Genomic DNA, 14106 nt, shown 5'->3' with positions numbered 1-14106 from the left:
CGATTGCATCGCATACTCGCGCTATCAACACACGGCCAGCTATGCGGCTTGAGGTGTGTGGCTCATTTTCGAGGGACTCTTATGTTTTACGTGCAACGTGATGCACAGGGCGCATTAAGTCGCGTAGAGGCCGCGGCCTTTGCCGAATCCACCGAAACGCTGCCGGCCGATCACCACGAGATCCAGGCCTGGTATGCCAACGAAGTGGTAGAAACCAGCCTGGCCCAACTCAAGCAGAGTGACCTGGAGATGATCCGGGTACTGGACGACTTGATCCAGGTGCTCACCCGCAAGGGCGTCATCAGCGTGACTGACCTGCCGCCCGCGGCCCAGGCGAAATTGATGGACCGCAACCAGGCGCGGGAAGCGCTGGGTGGATTGAGCCAGTTGATCAATGATGATGAGAAAGGGCTTATTTAATTCCTGAAGCCAAACCGGATCGAAATGTGGGAGGGGCGGTGCGACGATTCGACTTGCTCCCGATAGCGGTCAATCAGTCAATATCTTCAGTGACTGGTGCACCGCTATCGGGAGCAAGCCCCCTCCCACATGGGTTCTGCGTTATTTCCAGGGTGCAGGTTCGCCGAATAACTGCCCCTGCACGCCAAAAATCCCCATCTCGCGAATCACCTTCAGCTCACCCTCGGTCTCGACACGCTCGGCAATCAACGGCAGGTCGATGCTGTGGGCCGCGCGCTGGATGGCTTCGATGAACAGGCGCTTGTCGCTTTCCTGGTCGATGGAGCGGATGTAGCTGCCGTCGATTTTCAAGTACGCCAGGCCCAGGCGTGCCAGGTTGCCGATCATGCTGAAGCGCCCACCGAAACGCTGAAGGCTCAGCGAAAAGCCCAGCTCGCGCAGGCGTTGGGTCATTTGTTCCAGCACGAGCTGTTCCGGTAATTGCTCTTCGCCGATCTCCAGGGTGAGGCGCGGGCCCAGGTTGCTGTGCTGGCGCAGCAGGTCATAAATGCGATGCAATGCCTGAGGGTCCTGCAAGGTCGCGGCTGACAGGTTCAGGGCCAGGTTATGGCTGTGGCCGGTCATCTGTTTGAGTACTTGCTCCAGCATCATGCGGTCCAGCCGGGCAGACCAGCCGAAACGCTCGAGCCACGGCAGGAAACGCCCGGCGGGTATGGTGTGGCCGTCAGCATCTTGCAGGCGCGACAGTACTTTGTAATGCAACACCAGTTGCGGATCCTGGCTGGCCACGACCGGTTGGAAGTACAGCTCGAAACGCTGTTGGGTCAGCGCCTGGTCCAACAGCGTGTGCCAGGCATGGTGATCGTCACCGACGCTGGCGGCAGCGCTGTGATCGAGGCACGCCCACGTGGTGTCACCCTGCCCTTCAGCTTGCGACAGGGCTTGGTCGGCGAGCGTCAGCAGGGCCTGCGGCGCATCACCATGGTTGAACGGTGCCAGGCCGATATAGGCCACGGGCGACACGTCGCTGGCCCCGGTGGCCTGCAGGCTGGACAGCGTGCTTTCAAGGTTCTGCGCCAATTGCAGCGCTTCTTCACGCGTGAGCCCAGGCGCCAGCACAGCGAATTCGCCGCCTCGGATACGGGTAACGAGGTTATGGGTTTCCGGGTAAGGTTCGCACTGGCGCAGCAGTTGTTCTCCGACCGCTTGCAGCAAGTGGTCGGTACGCTGGCCCCCCACGCGCTGGTTCAGGCCGGCCAGGTCTTTGACGCGCAACACCAGCAAGTAGCCGGAGTTGGTTTCTTCGGGGTTGCTGACGCGGGCGTTGAGCTGCATCTCGAAATAACGGCGGTTGGCAAGACCGGTGAGGTTGTCCTGATAGGATTCGGTGCGCAGTTTTTCACTGCGCTCGGCCTGCTCCTGGAACAGTGCCTTGAGCTTTTCTACCATTTGGTTCATCGCCTGCACCACCCGGCGCAACTCCGGCGTGCGTGGCAGATCGGGCAAGCTGAGGAATTCTCGACGGGCGATCGCGTGGGACTGTTTGACCATGTAGTCCAACGGTTTGAGCTGGCGGCGCAGCAACAACCCACCCAGCACCACGCTGACCGCGCCGCACAGCAGCAACCAGCCAAGGCTGCCCAGGGCGCTCTGCCAGAGTTTGGCCAGGGCGAACATCGGATGGCTGACCACCTCGACGCGCGCCGCCTGCTCCCACCCGCGGCTCACCAGCGCATCACCACCGGCCGGCTCCAGGCCGATCAACTTTACAAACCAGTTGGGCACGCCATTGTTGTCGGGTATACCGCTGCGCTCGACGATGGTTTTGTCGGTGGCCAGGTCCACCACACGGATGCTTGCGTAGTAACCACTGTCGAAGATCGAGCTGACCAGCAACTCGACCATGGCCGGGTCATCGATATTGGGCGTGAGCGACAGCGCCAGCGCCGTGGCGGCGTCCTGCGCATGGGAGCGCAATTGGTTGACGTATTGGGTGCGCGAGCTTTCCAGGCTGACCATGAAGCTGCCGCTGAAGGCGACCACCAGGAACAGACAGATTGCGATCAATAGCTGTTTGAACAGAGACATCCGATCAGTTACTCCTAGTTGGCAGGCTCGGCTGGGAAGCCTTCCGCACGCATTTTTCTCAACACATCCTGCCAGCGCGACAAGCGTTTGGTATCGCCGACCTTCTTGTTGCCCTTGGCGCCGGGCAGGTACAGCCCCTCGGCGTTGAATGAGTACACCGGGATCAAATCGGTACGACGGGTAGCCGGCAGGATTTCGTCCATCAGGCTGTCGAGCACCAGTGGGATTGCTTCGGGGGTCGAATAGTAAGTCAGGACCATGTGCGCGCGATTCTGACGCAAGGCTTTGACGTAGGTAATGCGCAATTTGTCGCTGGATACGCCCAGGTGACGCAAACTGAAATACTTGGCGATGGCGTAGTCTTCGCAGTCACCGGCGCCCTTCCAGAGTGCTTCGATGGGCGTCTCCCAATAGTCGACCGCGTGCCAGAGATCGATATCTTCCACGTAGGTCATTTGTTTGTTGAAGAACAGGTTAACGACTTTGAGCTGTTCTGGCTCGCTGACCTGTTTTTCGCTGACCAGCAGCCGCTGCCAGGCATCAATACGCTGCTGGCCCTCGCCCAACGGCCCGTACAAGGCGGAAGCGTTGCGGCTGATCTGCGAAAAATCCCAATCGGCATGCAGCCCGCCAAGCATCAGACTGGCCAGTAAGATCGCTGCTAAAAGCCAGCAAAAAACTCGATAGGGAATAAAACTTACCGCCAAGGCGTTCAGTCCATGAAGAGAGACGGAATTTCAAGGGATGGTGAAGCTTCGTCTCACAAAAAACAATGGCATAGTGAGATCATTCATCGCTGGAACGAGTTTGTAACCGTCTGCTGTGGGAGGCATAAAATACCCGTGTAGGCCCTTACAAACAGAAACTTTGGTTGTTTGACAAGTGCTTGGGCCATCTCTAGTGTGCTTTGGATCCAATTAACACACTTTATTATTCAAGAAAGGAGGATAGCGTAACCGTGACGCCGAAGCCGAACCCTTTGAGCAGTATCAAGATCAGCGGGCCTATTCCCGCTCATGCTGCCCGCGCTGTTATTGAAGAAACGTTGCGCAACGCCATTCTCGATGGGCGATTGCCCTGTGGCACCGCTATGCGCCAGCAGGAACTCGCCAGCCTGTTCGGCGTCAGCCGCATGCCGGTGCGCGAAGCGCTGCGCCAGTTGGAAGCACAATCCCTTTTGCATGTGGTAACCCATAAGGGTGCTGTGGTTGCACCCTTGATTGAGGACAACTCGGCTGAGACCTATGCGCTGCGCATGCTATTGGAGTCCGAGGCCTTGCGCTTGTCGATCCCATTGCTCACCAAGTCTGATATCGCCGAGGCAGAGGCCTGTATCAATGCGCTGGAGTCCGAGAAAGACTACAGCGAAATTGGCCGCCTCAATCGCGTGTTTCACATGGTGTTGTATGGCAAGGCGCCCAACCATCGCCTGCTCAAGCTGGTGGAGCATGGGCTGAATGAAGAGGAGCGGTTTCTGCGCTTCAATCTTGAGGCGATGGGGCTGGGCGAGACGTCACAGGAGGATCACCGCGAGCTGCTCAGCCTGGCGGCGCAGAAGAAAATCGATGAAAGCATTCTGACGCTGCGTAATCACTTGATGCGAGGCATGGAGGTCATCAATACCTACCTCAACAGCCTCGACACTGCAGATACAAGAGGCACGTTTCAAGGCGGGCGCAGCTCTCTATAGCCTTCGCAACGCGGGGTAACTTCCCTCATCAGGAAGCGTCCCGCGCTGATAACACCGCCCATCAACGAACACACTTAATTTAATCGCGCACCGATTAGGAAATCTCTCACGCCTTTAAATAACTTCCTCCTTAAAAAGTTTTGCCGCAAAAAGATCTCATACATTTATAAGTTCATCCAACCGTTTAATCAGCTTATTATCACTTGCCGACCCAACAAACTTTTCCAACAGCTTCGCGCGTTTCGAGGCGGTGCTCTGCGCGTGGGCGAGCCTTGACGTTAATCGTTCATCTAACAACTACAACATCCCATTACTGCAACTAGAGCAGTCGCAACAACTTTATAGGCGTCAACCATGCATCATCATTTACTTGAGCAAAATAAACTGCACTTGTGCAGCCATCCGCTATTTGCAGAAATAACTTCGCTTGGCAAATTACAGCACTTTATGGAAAGTCACGTATTTGCGGTCTGGGACTTCATGACCCTGACTAAACGCCTGCAACAAGATCTCACGTGTACCCAGATACCTTGGCTTCCGCCCGCCAATCCGCAAGCCGCACGCCTGATCAATGAAATCGTGCTAGGTGAGGAGTCGGACGAACACCCGACGCGGGGCCATTGCAGCCACTTTGAGTTGTACCTGGACGCTATGGCGGAGGTGGGCGCCAACACTCGCGTCATCGCACGCTTCATTGACCTGCAACATGAGGGCGTGGAGATAAGCGCAGCGCTGCAAATGATCGGGGCGCCCCCCGGTGTGCCCCGCTTTGTCGACAGTACCTGGCAGATCGCACTCAGCGCTCCCACTCACTGCGTAGCGGCGGCCTTCCTGCATGGTCGTGAGGGGGTCATTGCATCAATGTTCGAGCGCCTTTTGCGCAGCAGCCCCGTCATTGCTCGCCAGGCACCCACCCTGTGTCACTACCTCAACCGCCATATCGAGCTGGATAGCCAGGAGCACGGGCCAGCAGCAGAACAGGTGCTCCAGGGTTTGATCGGCACAGACCCGACTCGCCAGCAGCAAGCCAATAGCGCTGCCCTCGTTGCACTGCAAAGCCGCATTACCTTTTGGGATGACGTGCAGGCCTCAATGCAGGAGGTGAGTCCATGAGCGTCACCGACTACCGCTCCTTTGCCGATGACTGGGAGCGTCGGGCAACCATCCGCACACGCCCGCGCCGCCTGTTGGAAAACGACGAAAAACTGATCTATCCCCTATGCCGCCAGCCTCTGGTACTGAGTGCGACGTTCCTCAAGCACTGCTCGCAGTGGCGCGATTTTGTGCTGACGCAAAGCTTTTACCGATTCATCCATGACGTCGTCATTTTCGAAACCGAGATCGTCGACAAGACGGCTCGCAGTATTGCCAAAAATCGCTTTTCGCTGCCTCTGCCTCTCGCCTGCCGCTACGACGCGATGACCGTCGTGGTGGACGAGGATTACCACGCCTTGGTGGCGATGGACTTCCTGCAGCAAGCCGTGGCGTTAACCGGCATCCAGCCGCTTGAACTGCCGGTGCAAATCGAACTGAGCCACGCCTTGCCGGCAGCGCAGGCGCAGGCACCGGAGCACCTGCGCGATGCCGTTGAGTTGATCGTCGTGGCCATTGCTGAAAACACCGTCACCCATGACGTGGCGGCTTTTTCCAAGGACGACAGTGTGAAATCGTCCGTGCGCGGCTTGATGGCCGACCACCTGTTTGATGAAGGGCGCCACGCGCAGTTCTGGACACAACTGGTGCGCATCTACTGGCAGTCGGCAAGTGCGCAAGACCGCGACAGCATTGCAGGCGTGCTACCGACGTTTCTGACCCATTACCTGACCAACGAAATACAGAAGAACTTTGACCTGCAACTGATTGAACACCTGGATATCAGTGCCGACATTCGTTTGGCGCTGCGTAATGAAATCGTTGCGATGGACTTTCCCATCACCCGCCAGCATCCCTTGATTGGCAACATCATGAGTTTCCTGCAGCACAGCGGCATGCTGCACACCCCTTGCGTGGCACGGGCTCTGGACAACTACTTGCCCGCTTCGGGAAGGCCGGCATGAGGCGATTGATAATTGAATGGGGCATTGCCAGCGAAGCGCTGGAGGCCCTCAAGCGTGTGCTCGAACAATACGGGCATAGCGTCGGGAAGGGATCGGTCGACCTGGTGATTGAAGACGGTAGCAAGCCATCGTCAGCCTTATCCACCGAAGCACCATGGATGAGCCTGCGCTTGGCAACCGGCCCAGTGTCCGAGAACGGGCTACCCGAACTTCAGTTTCGCTGCTACGACCGTGAGCGGCGCCTGCTGGCCGTGCACGATGTCGCAGAAGAGCCCAGTGGCAATGGCCAGCGACTGCGTGCACGTGCGACGCACGCCTTGGTGGAATGGGCAGCGTCGTTGGTGAGCGGGTTCTCGAGAGACCCAGGCTATTTCTGTTCGACGACCAACCCGGACACCTCGCCCGAACAGGGTTTGCAAGGGCTCGAAGTGCTGGCGTTCATGCACCGGTTCAACCGTACAGCCGATCCAGCACTGCTGCGGGCGGCACAGGTGCCCATCATCGAACGGTTGCAAGCCAGCCTTGGTACCTTCGCCCATCGTACCGCCCTGAATATCACGGGTCGCAGGGTGACTTATCGTCAACTTCAGGAAAAAGCCGTGGCGATTCAACAACGCCTGGTGCCCCTGTTGGAAGGCATCGAAACACCCGCCGTGGTGGGCGTGTGCTTGGAAAAATCTACCGAACTCTACGCGAGCATTCTGGCGGTAATGGGGTGCGGCGCGGTGTATTTGCCACTGTCTGCGGATCATCCGATAAAACGCCAGCACAGCATGCTGACAAGCGCGGGCGCCTGTGTACTTTTGGAAAATGGCCTGCATGTGTTGCGGGATCGATTTACTTCACTCGATGTGGCCACGCTCACCTCACACGGCATCGATCCCATTCAAGCGCTGATGCGCCATCGTCCTCACGCCGACGCGCCGTGCATGGTGCTTTTCACCTCTGGCACCACGGGCCAGCCCAAGAGCGTGCTGCTCAGCCAACATAATCTGGCGCATTTCACCGCCTGGCTCAGTCACTGTGTAGCGCTGGACGATCAGAGTCGCGTCCTGCAGTTTTCGCCGCTGAGCTTTGACTCGTCGCTGATCGATATTTTTCCCGCCTTGATGGCAGGCGCAGCGTTGATCGTCCCCAGTGCAGACCACCGTCTCGATCCTCAGCAATTGGTCGAGCTGATCCGCCTGCAGCGCATCACCCATGCTTTCCTGCCCCCAGCGCTGCTCAGCATCTTGCCGCTGGACCAGCCATTGGGCCTGTCCCATCTGCTCACTGGTGGCGATTTCTGCGAGCCCCACGTGATTGAGCGGATGGCAGGACAATGCCACCTGCACAACCTCTACGGCCCCACCGAAGCCACGGTATTGGCAACCCATCGAACGTTTCGGCTCGGTGACAGCAATCGCAACATCGGTTTGCCTATTGCTAACAGCCAAGTCTTTATCCTCGACGAACGTCTGCAACCGGTGGATGAGCAGATGACGGGGGATCTGTACATCACAGGACCGGGGGTAAGCCTGGGCTATATGGACGGGCCAGCGCAGGCCGATTCCCCGTTCGTCACGCTGACGTTGCCCAATGGCCAATCACTGCAGGCTTACCGCAGCGGCGACTTGGCGAAATGGACGCAGGATGGGATCGAGTTGGGGGGGCGACGGGATGACCAGGTCAAGATCCGCGGTTTTCGAGTCGAGCCTCAGGAGATTGAGCAGTGCCTGCGCAGCAGTCGGTTGTTTCGCCAAGTGGCGGTGGTGATTGATCAGGCGCACAGAATCATGGGCTTTGCGGCCCAGCCCGTACCTGGCGCCACGCTGGCCAGCCTGAAGGAACATGCCCGGCAGTGGCTGCCTGAGTACATGCAACCCGTGGCCTGGAGCGAACTGCCAACCCTGCCCTCGTCGAGCAACGGCAAGATCGATCGCAAGGCGTTGCGGGCTGCATCGAACAGCCGCGCCCAGGCGATGCCCCGGTGCAGCGCGCACACGCCCGTCCAGGCGCAGTTGGTGAATCTGTGGGGGGAGTTGTTAGGGTTGTCTACCGGTGAAGTATCGATCGACGACAGCTTCTTCAGCCTAGGCGGCCATTCGATCCTGCTGTCCACCTTGCTACTGCGCCTGCGCGAGCAATTTGGCCGCAGCCTCTCCTTGAGCCAGTTTTTTGAAGCGCCAACGATTCGTACGCTGGCCTTGCAGATGGAGGGCGCGGCGCTGCCGGATACATCGTTCAGCCAAATGGAAAAAGACGCGTCCCGAGCCCTGGAGCTTGAAGTGCTACACGAGGCGCGCGCCGGGGACCCGCGCAAAGCGATTGTCACGGGGGCGAACAGCTTTGTCGGCGTGCATATCGTCCAGGCGCTGCTGGCTGGGGGGGCGCAGGAAGTAGCGTGCCTGGTTCGCGCACTCCCCGGCCAGTCGGCGGCGGACCGATTCACCCAGGCGTTGCGTGAATACCGCCTGGAACACTTGGACCTGAGCCGAGTGCAGGTGCACGCCGCCGACCTGCGCCAACCACGCCTGGGCCTGTCCTGTGAGGCGTACGACTACCTCGCTCGCAACCATGGCGTGCTTGTGCACAATGCGGCGCACGTCAACCACGTGATGGACTACACAGCACTGGCCAAGGACAACGTCGAACCGGTGTTTGAATGCCTGCGCCTTTGCGAGACGCACTGTAAGAAGGTCTTCAATTTCATTTCAACGCTGTCGGCCTGCAGCAGCATCGACGCTGAACGGTATGTACTCGAAGCACCCGCAAGCCGCACCTTGCCGCTCTACGTAAAAAATGGCTACAACCTCTCGAAGTGGGTGGCCGAGCGGTTGCTGGGGCGTGCAGTCGAACAGGGGGCCTGGGTGAATATCCATCGGCCGGGAAATATCAGCTTCAACAGTCAGAATGGCGTCTGCCAGCCCCATAAAAACCGATTGATATTGATGCTCAAGGGGTCGCTGCAGCTGGGGATCGTTCCTCGAATAGAGGCGAATTTCGACCTGATGCCGGTGGACTTTCTGGCGCGCTTCATAGCCTTCCATAGCTCACGTTTTGTCGCGAGTCGAAACGTTTTCAACCTGCACAATCCACAACCTTTGAGTTGGGACCAATACCTCGATGCGTTCAGCCAGGCCGGACATGCCTTCGAACGGGTGAGCCTTGGACAATGGCAAAGGGCGTTGCGAACAGTGCGCAGTGAGAATGCGTTGTTTGGCGTACTGGGCTTCTACCTTGATGGACTGGATGAAGACATCGGCGACACTTCGATGATCCATTACGGCAACGCTCAATGGGGGCTTGAGCAGATGGGCGCGCACTATCCGCCAAAGAGCCCCGCGCTGTTACGCAAGGGCTGTGACTATCTCAGGATTATTGGTTTTCTGTGAGTGGATTTGGGCTCGCTATAAGCCCAATAGGTCAGTTGCTTGGCTGGGCAGTCGGAGCGAGGTATCGCTCCGACACGGCCTGGATCAGATTTTGAAGCTATCGACCAATTGCTTCAGTCGGCTGGCCTGCTGGGAGAGCGCATCGCAGTCTTTGAGCGTCTCGTTGAGATTGGCCACGCCTTGCTGGTTCAGCAGGTTGATCTGGTTGATGTCGACGTTGAGGGTTTCAACCACTGCCGTTTGTTCCTCGGTAGCAGCGGCGACCGATTGGTTCATGCCGTCGATCTCAACGATTCGCTGTGTCACGCTGACCAGACGCTCGCCGGCCTGGTTAGCCACTTCGACGCTTTCTTCGCTGGAGACCTGGCTGGCGTTCATGGTGGTCACGGCTTCACGCGAGCCCACTTGCAGGGAAGTGATCATTTTGTGGATCTCTTCTGCCGACTCCTGGGTGCGGTGAGCCAAGTTGCGCACCTCATCAGCAACCACGGCAAACCCACGCCCCAGCTTCGCCGGCACGGGCCGCTTCGATCGCCGCGTTAAGCGCGAGCAGGTTGGTCTGCTGGGAGATGCCCTTGATCACATCGAGAATGTGGCCGATGTTGTCGGTACTGGCGTTGAGGGTTTCGATCTGCGTGCAGGACAGGCTGATTTTCTGCGACAGTTCCGACATCGCCTGGATGGTTTGCTCAACCACCTTGCGTCCATCGTCAGCTTGCTCACTGGCACCGCTGGCATGCTGCGAGGCATCAGCGGCGTTACGTGCGATTTCCTGGGTAGCGGCGCCCAGCTCGTTGATAGCGGCCGCCACGCTGTTGGTACGAGCGCTTTGTTCGTCAGAGCCGATGATGGATGCGTTGGACGAGGCCATCACGCGCTGGGACAGGTCATGCACCTGGCGTGTGGCCGAGGACACTTCGGAAATCGAGGCGTGGATCCGCTCGACGAACTGATTGAATGCGCTACCGACTTCGCCAAACTCGTCTTTGCTGGTGACGTCGAGGCGGCGGGTCAGATCGCCTTCGCCTTGGGCGATGTCCTGCATGGCGACGCCCATGGTGGTCAGCGGACGCAACAGCACTTGGATCAACAGACTCAAGAGTACGGCAATCGCCACCACGGCAATAAGCATCGCTATCAAGGCTGAGGTGCGGAATTTGCCCAGTGCGGCGTAAGCTTTGTCTTTGTCGATAGACAGGCCGATGTACCAGTCAGCCCCCGGTAAACCGTTGATTGGCGTAAACGAGAGGATGCGGTCTTGTCCATTGAGGACAACGTCTTGGTTAACCTTCTCGATGCGCACTTGGGTGCCAGGATAGATATCCTTGAGGTTTTTCATCACCTGGTCCTGGTCAGGACTCACGATGACTTGGCCATCACCACTGACCAGAAATGCGTGACCAATACCGCCAAAATCTACCGAGTTGATGATCTTCACCAGGGTTTGCAGGCTCAAGTCTCCACCCACCACACCCAGCAGCTCTCCATTTTTCTTCACCGGCATGGCGATTGTCACGATCTGACCGCCTACAGCCGCCATATAAGGCGGGGTAAGCATGGTTTTATCGGCTGCTACGGCTTGCTTGTACCAAGGGCGCTGACGTGGGTCATAGCCCTCTGGCATCTTCGCATCGGGGCGCTGGGTGAACACACCGTTGACTTGGCCAACATAGGTGAACTGGAAGTTGGACGTGAGCGCCGGTTGATCGACCAATCCCGGAAGGTCCGCGCCGCCCCCTTGATGAGCAACGTTTTGTGCCAGGTTTTCGAGAACCAGGATTCGGCCGCCGAGCCAGTTCTGCACACTGCTGGCGGTTAACTCCCCGGATTGCTGGATAGAGGACGCGAGGTTTTGCCTGATCGTGTTGCGCTGCAGGTAATCGTTATAGAGCGTGAATAGCGCAAAGGCCAGAACCACGACGCCTGACGCAGCCAACAGAATTTTATGACTGAACTTGAGATTCATTTCATCGACTTCTTTTTGCCAAAGGGGGGTGAGCGTGCCGAGTAGAACATTCCATGTAACGTGATAGGCGGACTCTGCGACCGCTCTAATTCGGTGCACGCATGGCTCGTCAGGCTTTCGGCCAGAAATCAATAAAACTTAGAGGTTTGTGTGAATCTTCCTCTTTTAGAGTGGGAGACCGACAGGCGGTAGCTACGCAGCCGATTATCGGCGCAGACCCCCCTTAAACGACAAAACCCCTGTCTGCGTTAGCAGACAGGGGTTTCGGAATTCAATCTTGACGATGACCTACTCTCACATGGGGAAACCCCACACTACCATCGGCGATGCATCGTTTCACTGCTGAGTTCGGGATGGGATCAGGTGGTTCCAATGCTCTATGGTCGTCAAGAAATTCTGTGTACCAGATCGTTGCGCTAGCAACGTGCCGGTGAAATTCATGGACTTCTACATAAACAAAACCCCTGTCTGCGTTAGCAAACAGGGGTTCTGGAATTTAATCTTGACGATGACCTACTCTCACATGGGGAAACCCCACACTACCATCGGCGATGCATCGTTTCACTGCTGAGTTCGGGATGGGATCAGGTGGTTCCAATGCTCTATGGTCGTCAAGAAATTCGGGTACTGAGTCGTGGCCAGACGGCCTCGCTTCAGCAAATTGGGTATGTAATAGAATCTGGTGTTTTGCAAGCGTCGAACTTTCGGTTCATCTCGTCTTCACACACCGCAATCTGGTCTCTCTCGAGTCGCAAATTGCTTGGGTGTTATATGGTCAAGCCTCACGGGCAATTAGTATTGGTTAGCTCAACGCCTCACAGCGCTTACACACCCAACCTATCAACGTCGTAGTCTTCGACGGCCCTTCAGGGAACTCAAGGTTCCAGTGAGATCTCATCTTGAGGCTAGTTTCCCGCTTAGATGCTTTCAGCGGTTATCTATTCCGAACATAGCTACCCGGCAATGCCACTGGCGTGACAACCGGAACACCAGAGGTTCGTCCACTCCGGTCCTCTCGTACTAGGAGCAGCCCCTCTCAAATCTCAAACGTCCACGGCAGATAGGGACCGAACTGTCTCACGACGTTCTAAACCCAGCTCGCGTACCACTTTAAATGGCGAACAGCCATACCCTTGGGACCGGCTTCAGCCCCAGGATGTGATGAGCCGACATCGAGGTGCCAAACACCGCCGTCGATATGAACTCTTGGGCGGTATCAGCCTGTTATCCCCGGAGTACCTTTTATCCGTTGAGCGATGGCCCTTCCATACAGAACCACCGGATCACTAAGACCTACTTTCGTACCTGCTCGACGTGTCTGTCTCGCAGTCAAGCGCGCTTTTGCCTTTATACTCTACGACCGATTTCCGACCGGTCTGAGCGCACCTTCGTACTCCTCCGTTACTCTTTAGGAGGAGACCGCCCCAGTCAAACTACCCACCATACACTGTCCTCGATCCGGATAACGGACCTGAGTTAGAACCTCAAAGTTGCCAGGGTGGTATTTCAAGGTTGGCTCCACGCAGACTGGCGTCCACGCTTCAAAGCCTCCCACCTATCCTACACAAGCAAATTCAAAGTCCAGTGCAAAGCTATAGTAAAGGTTCACGGGGTCTTTCCGTCTAGCCGCGGATACACTGCATCTTCACAGCGATTTCAATTTCACTGAGTCTCGGGTGGAGACAGCGCCGCCATCGTTACGCCATTCGTGCAGGTCGGAACTTACCCGACAAGGAATTTCGCTACCTTAGGACCGTTATAGTTACGGCCGCCGTTTACCGGGGCTTCGATCAAGAGCTTCGCGTTAGCTAACCCCATCAATTAACCTTCCGGCACCGGGCAGGCGTCACACCCTATACGTCCACTTTCGTGTTTGCAGAGTGCTGTGTTTTTAATAAACAGTCGCAGCGGCCTGGTATCTTCGACCGGCATGAGCTTACGGAGCAAGTCCTTCACCCTCACCGGCGCACCTTCTCCCGAAGTTACGGTGCCATTTTGCCTAGTTCCTTCACCCGAGTTCTCTCAAGCGCCTTGGTATTCTCTACCCAACCACCTGTGTCGGTTTGGGGTACGGTTCCTGGTTACCTGAAGCTTAGAAGCTTTTCTTGGAAGCATGGCATCAACCACTTCGTCGTCTAAAAGACGACTCGTCATCAGCTCTCGGCCTTAGAATCCCGGATTTACCTAAGATTCCAGCCTACCACCTTAAACTTGGACAACCAACGCCAAGCTGGCCTAGCCTTCTCCGTCCCTCCATCGCAATAACCAGAAGTACAGGAATATTAACCTGTTTTCCATCGACTACGCTTTTCAGCCTCGCCTTAGGGACCGACTAACCCTGCGTCGATTAACGTTGCGCAGGAAACCTTGGTCTTTCGGCGTGGGTGTTTTTCACACCCATTGTCGTTACTCATGTCAGCATTCGCACTTCTGATACCTCCAGCAAGCTTCTCAACTCACCTTCACAGGCTTACAGAACGCTCCTCTACCGCATCACTTACGTGATACCCG

7 protein-coding genes, 3 rRNA genes and 1 pseudogene (1 of these 11 running past the window's edge) are annotated in these 14106 nt (G+C 57.0%); 5 read left to right on the top strand and 6 right to left on the bottom strand.

Annotated elements, in window-relative coordinates; genetic code table 11:
* The first annotated feature begins 81 nt into the window (after nucleotides 1-81).
* Nucleotides 82-420, top strand: a complete 339-nt coding sequence (locus QF045_RS03600; protein ID WP_057725300.1) for a hypothetical protein — start codon at nucleotides 82-84, stop codon at nucleotides 418-420.
* Between the two features lie 141 nt (nucleotides 421-561).
* Here QF045_RS03600 and lapD read toward each other — a convergent pair whose 3' ends face one another.
* Both lapD and lapG read right to left on the bottom strand, forming a co-directional pair.
* Nucleotides 562-2508 (bottom strand): cyclic di-GMP receptor LapD, encoded by a 1947-nt coding sequence (gene lapD, locus QF045_RS03595; protein ID WP_306491079.1) that lies wholly within the window; start codon nucleotides 2506-2508, stop codon nucleotides 562-564.
* Nucleotides 2509-2522: 14 nt separating this feature from the next.
* Entirely contained in the window at nucleotides 2523-3215 is a 693-nt protein-coding gene (lapG, locus tag QF045_RS03590; RefSeq protein WP_373424390.1) for a cysteine protease LapG, read from the bottom strand.
* A gap of 251 nt (nucleotides 3216-3466) precedes the next feature.
* On the opposite strand from lapG, the gene QF045_RS03585 reads away from it, so the two are divergent.
* The 4 genes from QF045_RS03585 to QF045_RS03570 all read left to right on the top strand — a co-directional run bounded on the left by QF045_RS03585 (nucleotide 3467) and on the right by QF045_RS03570 (nucleotide 9629).
* Nucleotides 3467-4198 (top strand): GntR family transcriptional regulator, encoded by a 732-nt coding sequence (locus QF045_RS03585; RefSeq protein WP_306494847.1) that lies wholly within the window; start codon nucleotides 3467-3469, stop codon nucleotides 4196-4198.
* 354 nt (nucleotides 4199-4552) lie between these two features.
* Nucleotides 4553-5311 (top strand): DUF3050 domain-containing protein, encoded by a 759-nt coding sequence (locus tag QF045_RS03580; RefSeq protein ID WP_306491077.1) that lies wholly within the window; start codon nucleotides 4553-4555, stop codon nucleotides 5309-5311.
* Nucleotides 5308-6255 carry a diiron oxygenase gene (locus tag QF045_RS03575; protein WP_306491076.1) on the top strand — a complete coding sequence of 316 codons (948 nt, stop codon included), beginning with the start codon at nucleotides 5308-5310 and terminating at the stop codon, nucleotides 6253-6255. Before QF045_RS03580 ends, QF045_RS03575 begins: the two co-directional genes overlap by 4 nt.
* Nucleotides 6252-9629 (top strand): amino acid adenylation domain-containing protein, encoded by a 3378-nt coding sequence (locus QF045_RS03570; RefSeq protein ID WP_306491075.1) that lies wholly within the window; start codon nucleotides 6252-6254, stop codon nucleotides 9627-9629. The genes QF045_RS03575 and QF045_RS03570 overlap by 4 nt, the downstream gene beginning before the upstream one ends.
* Nucleotides 9630-9713: 84 nt before the next feature.
* Here QF045_RS03570 and QF045_RS03565 read toward each other — a convergent pair.
* The 4 genes and pseudogenes from QF045_RS03565 to QF045_RS03550 all read right to left on the bottom strand — a co-directional run.
* Nucleotides 9714-11595, bottom strand: a pseudogene (locus QF045_RS03565) (methyl-accepting chemotaxis protein).
* Nucleotides 11596-11870: 275 nt separating this feature from the next.
* Nucleotides 11871-11986, bottom strand: a 5S ribosomal RNA gene (gene rrf / locus QF045_RS03560).
* 109 nt (nucleotides 11987-12095) lie between these two features.
* Nucleotides 12096-12211: ribosomal RNA gene (gene rrf, locus QF045_RS03555) — 5S ribosomal RNA — on the bottom strand.
* Between the two features lie 155 nt (nucleotides 12212-12366).
* Nucleotides 12367-14106 (bottom strand): 23S ribosomal RNA (locus QF045_RS03550) (it continues 1152 nt past the right edge of the window).

Source organism: Pseudomonas sp. W4I3, assembly GCF_030816195.1.
Lineage (GTDB): Bacteria > Pseudomonadota > Gammaproteobacteria > Pseudomonadales > Pseudomonadaceae > Aquipseudomonas.
Note: the sequence above shows the minus strand (reverse complement) of the source record. Positions and strands in the feature narration are given on the sequence as shown.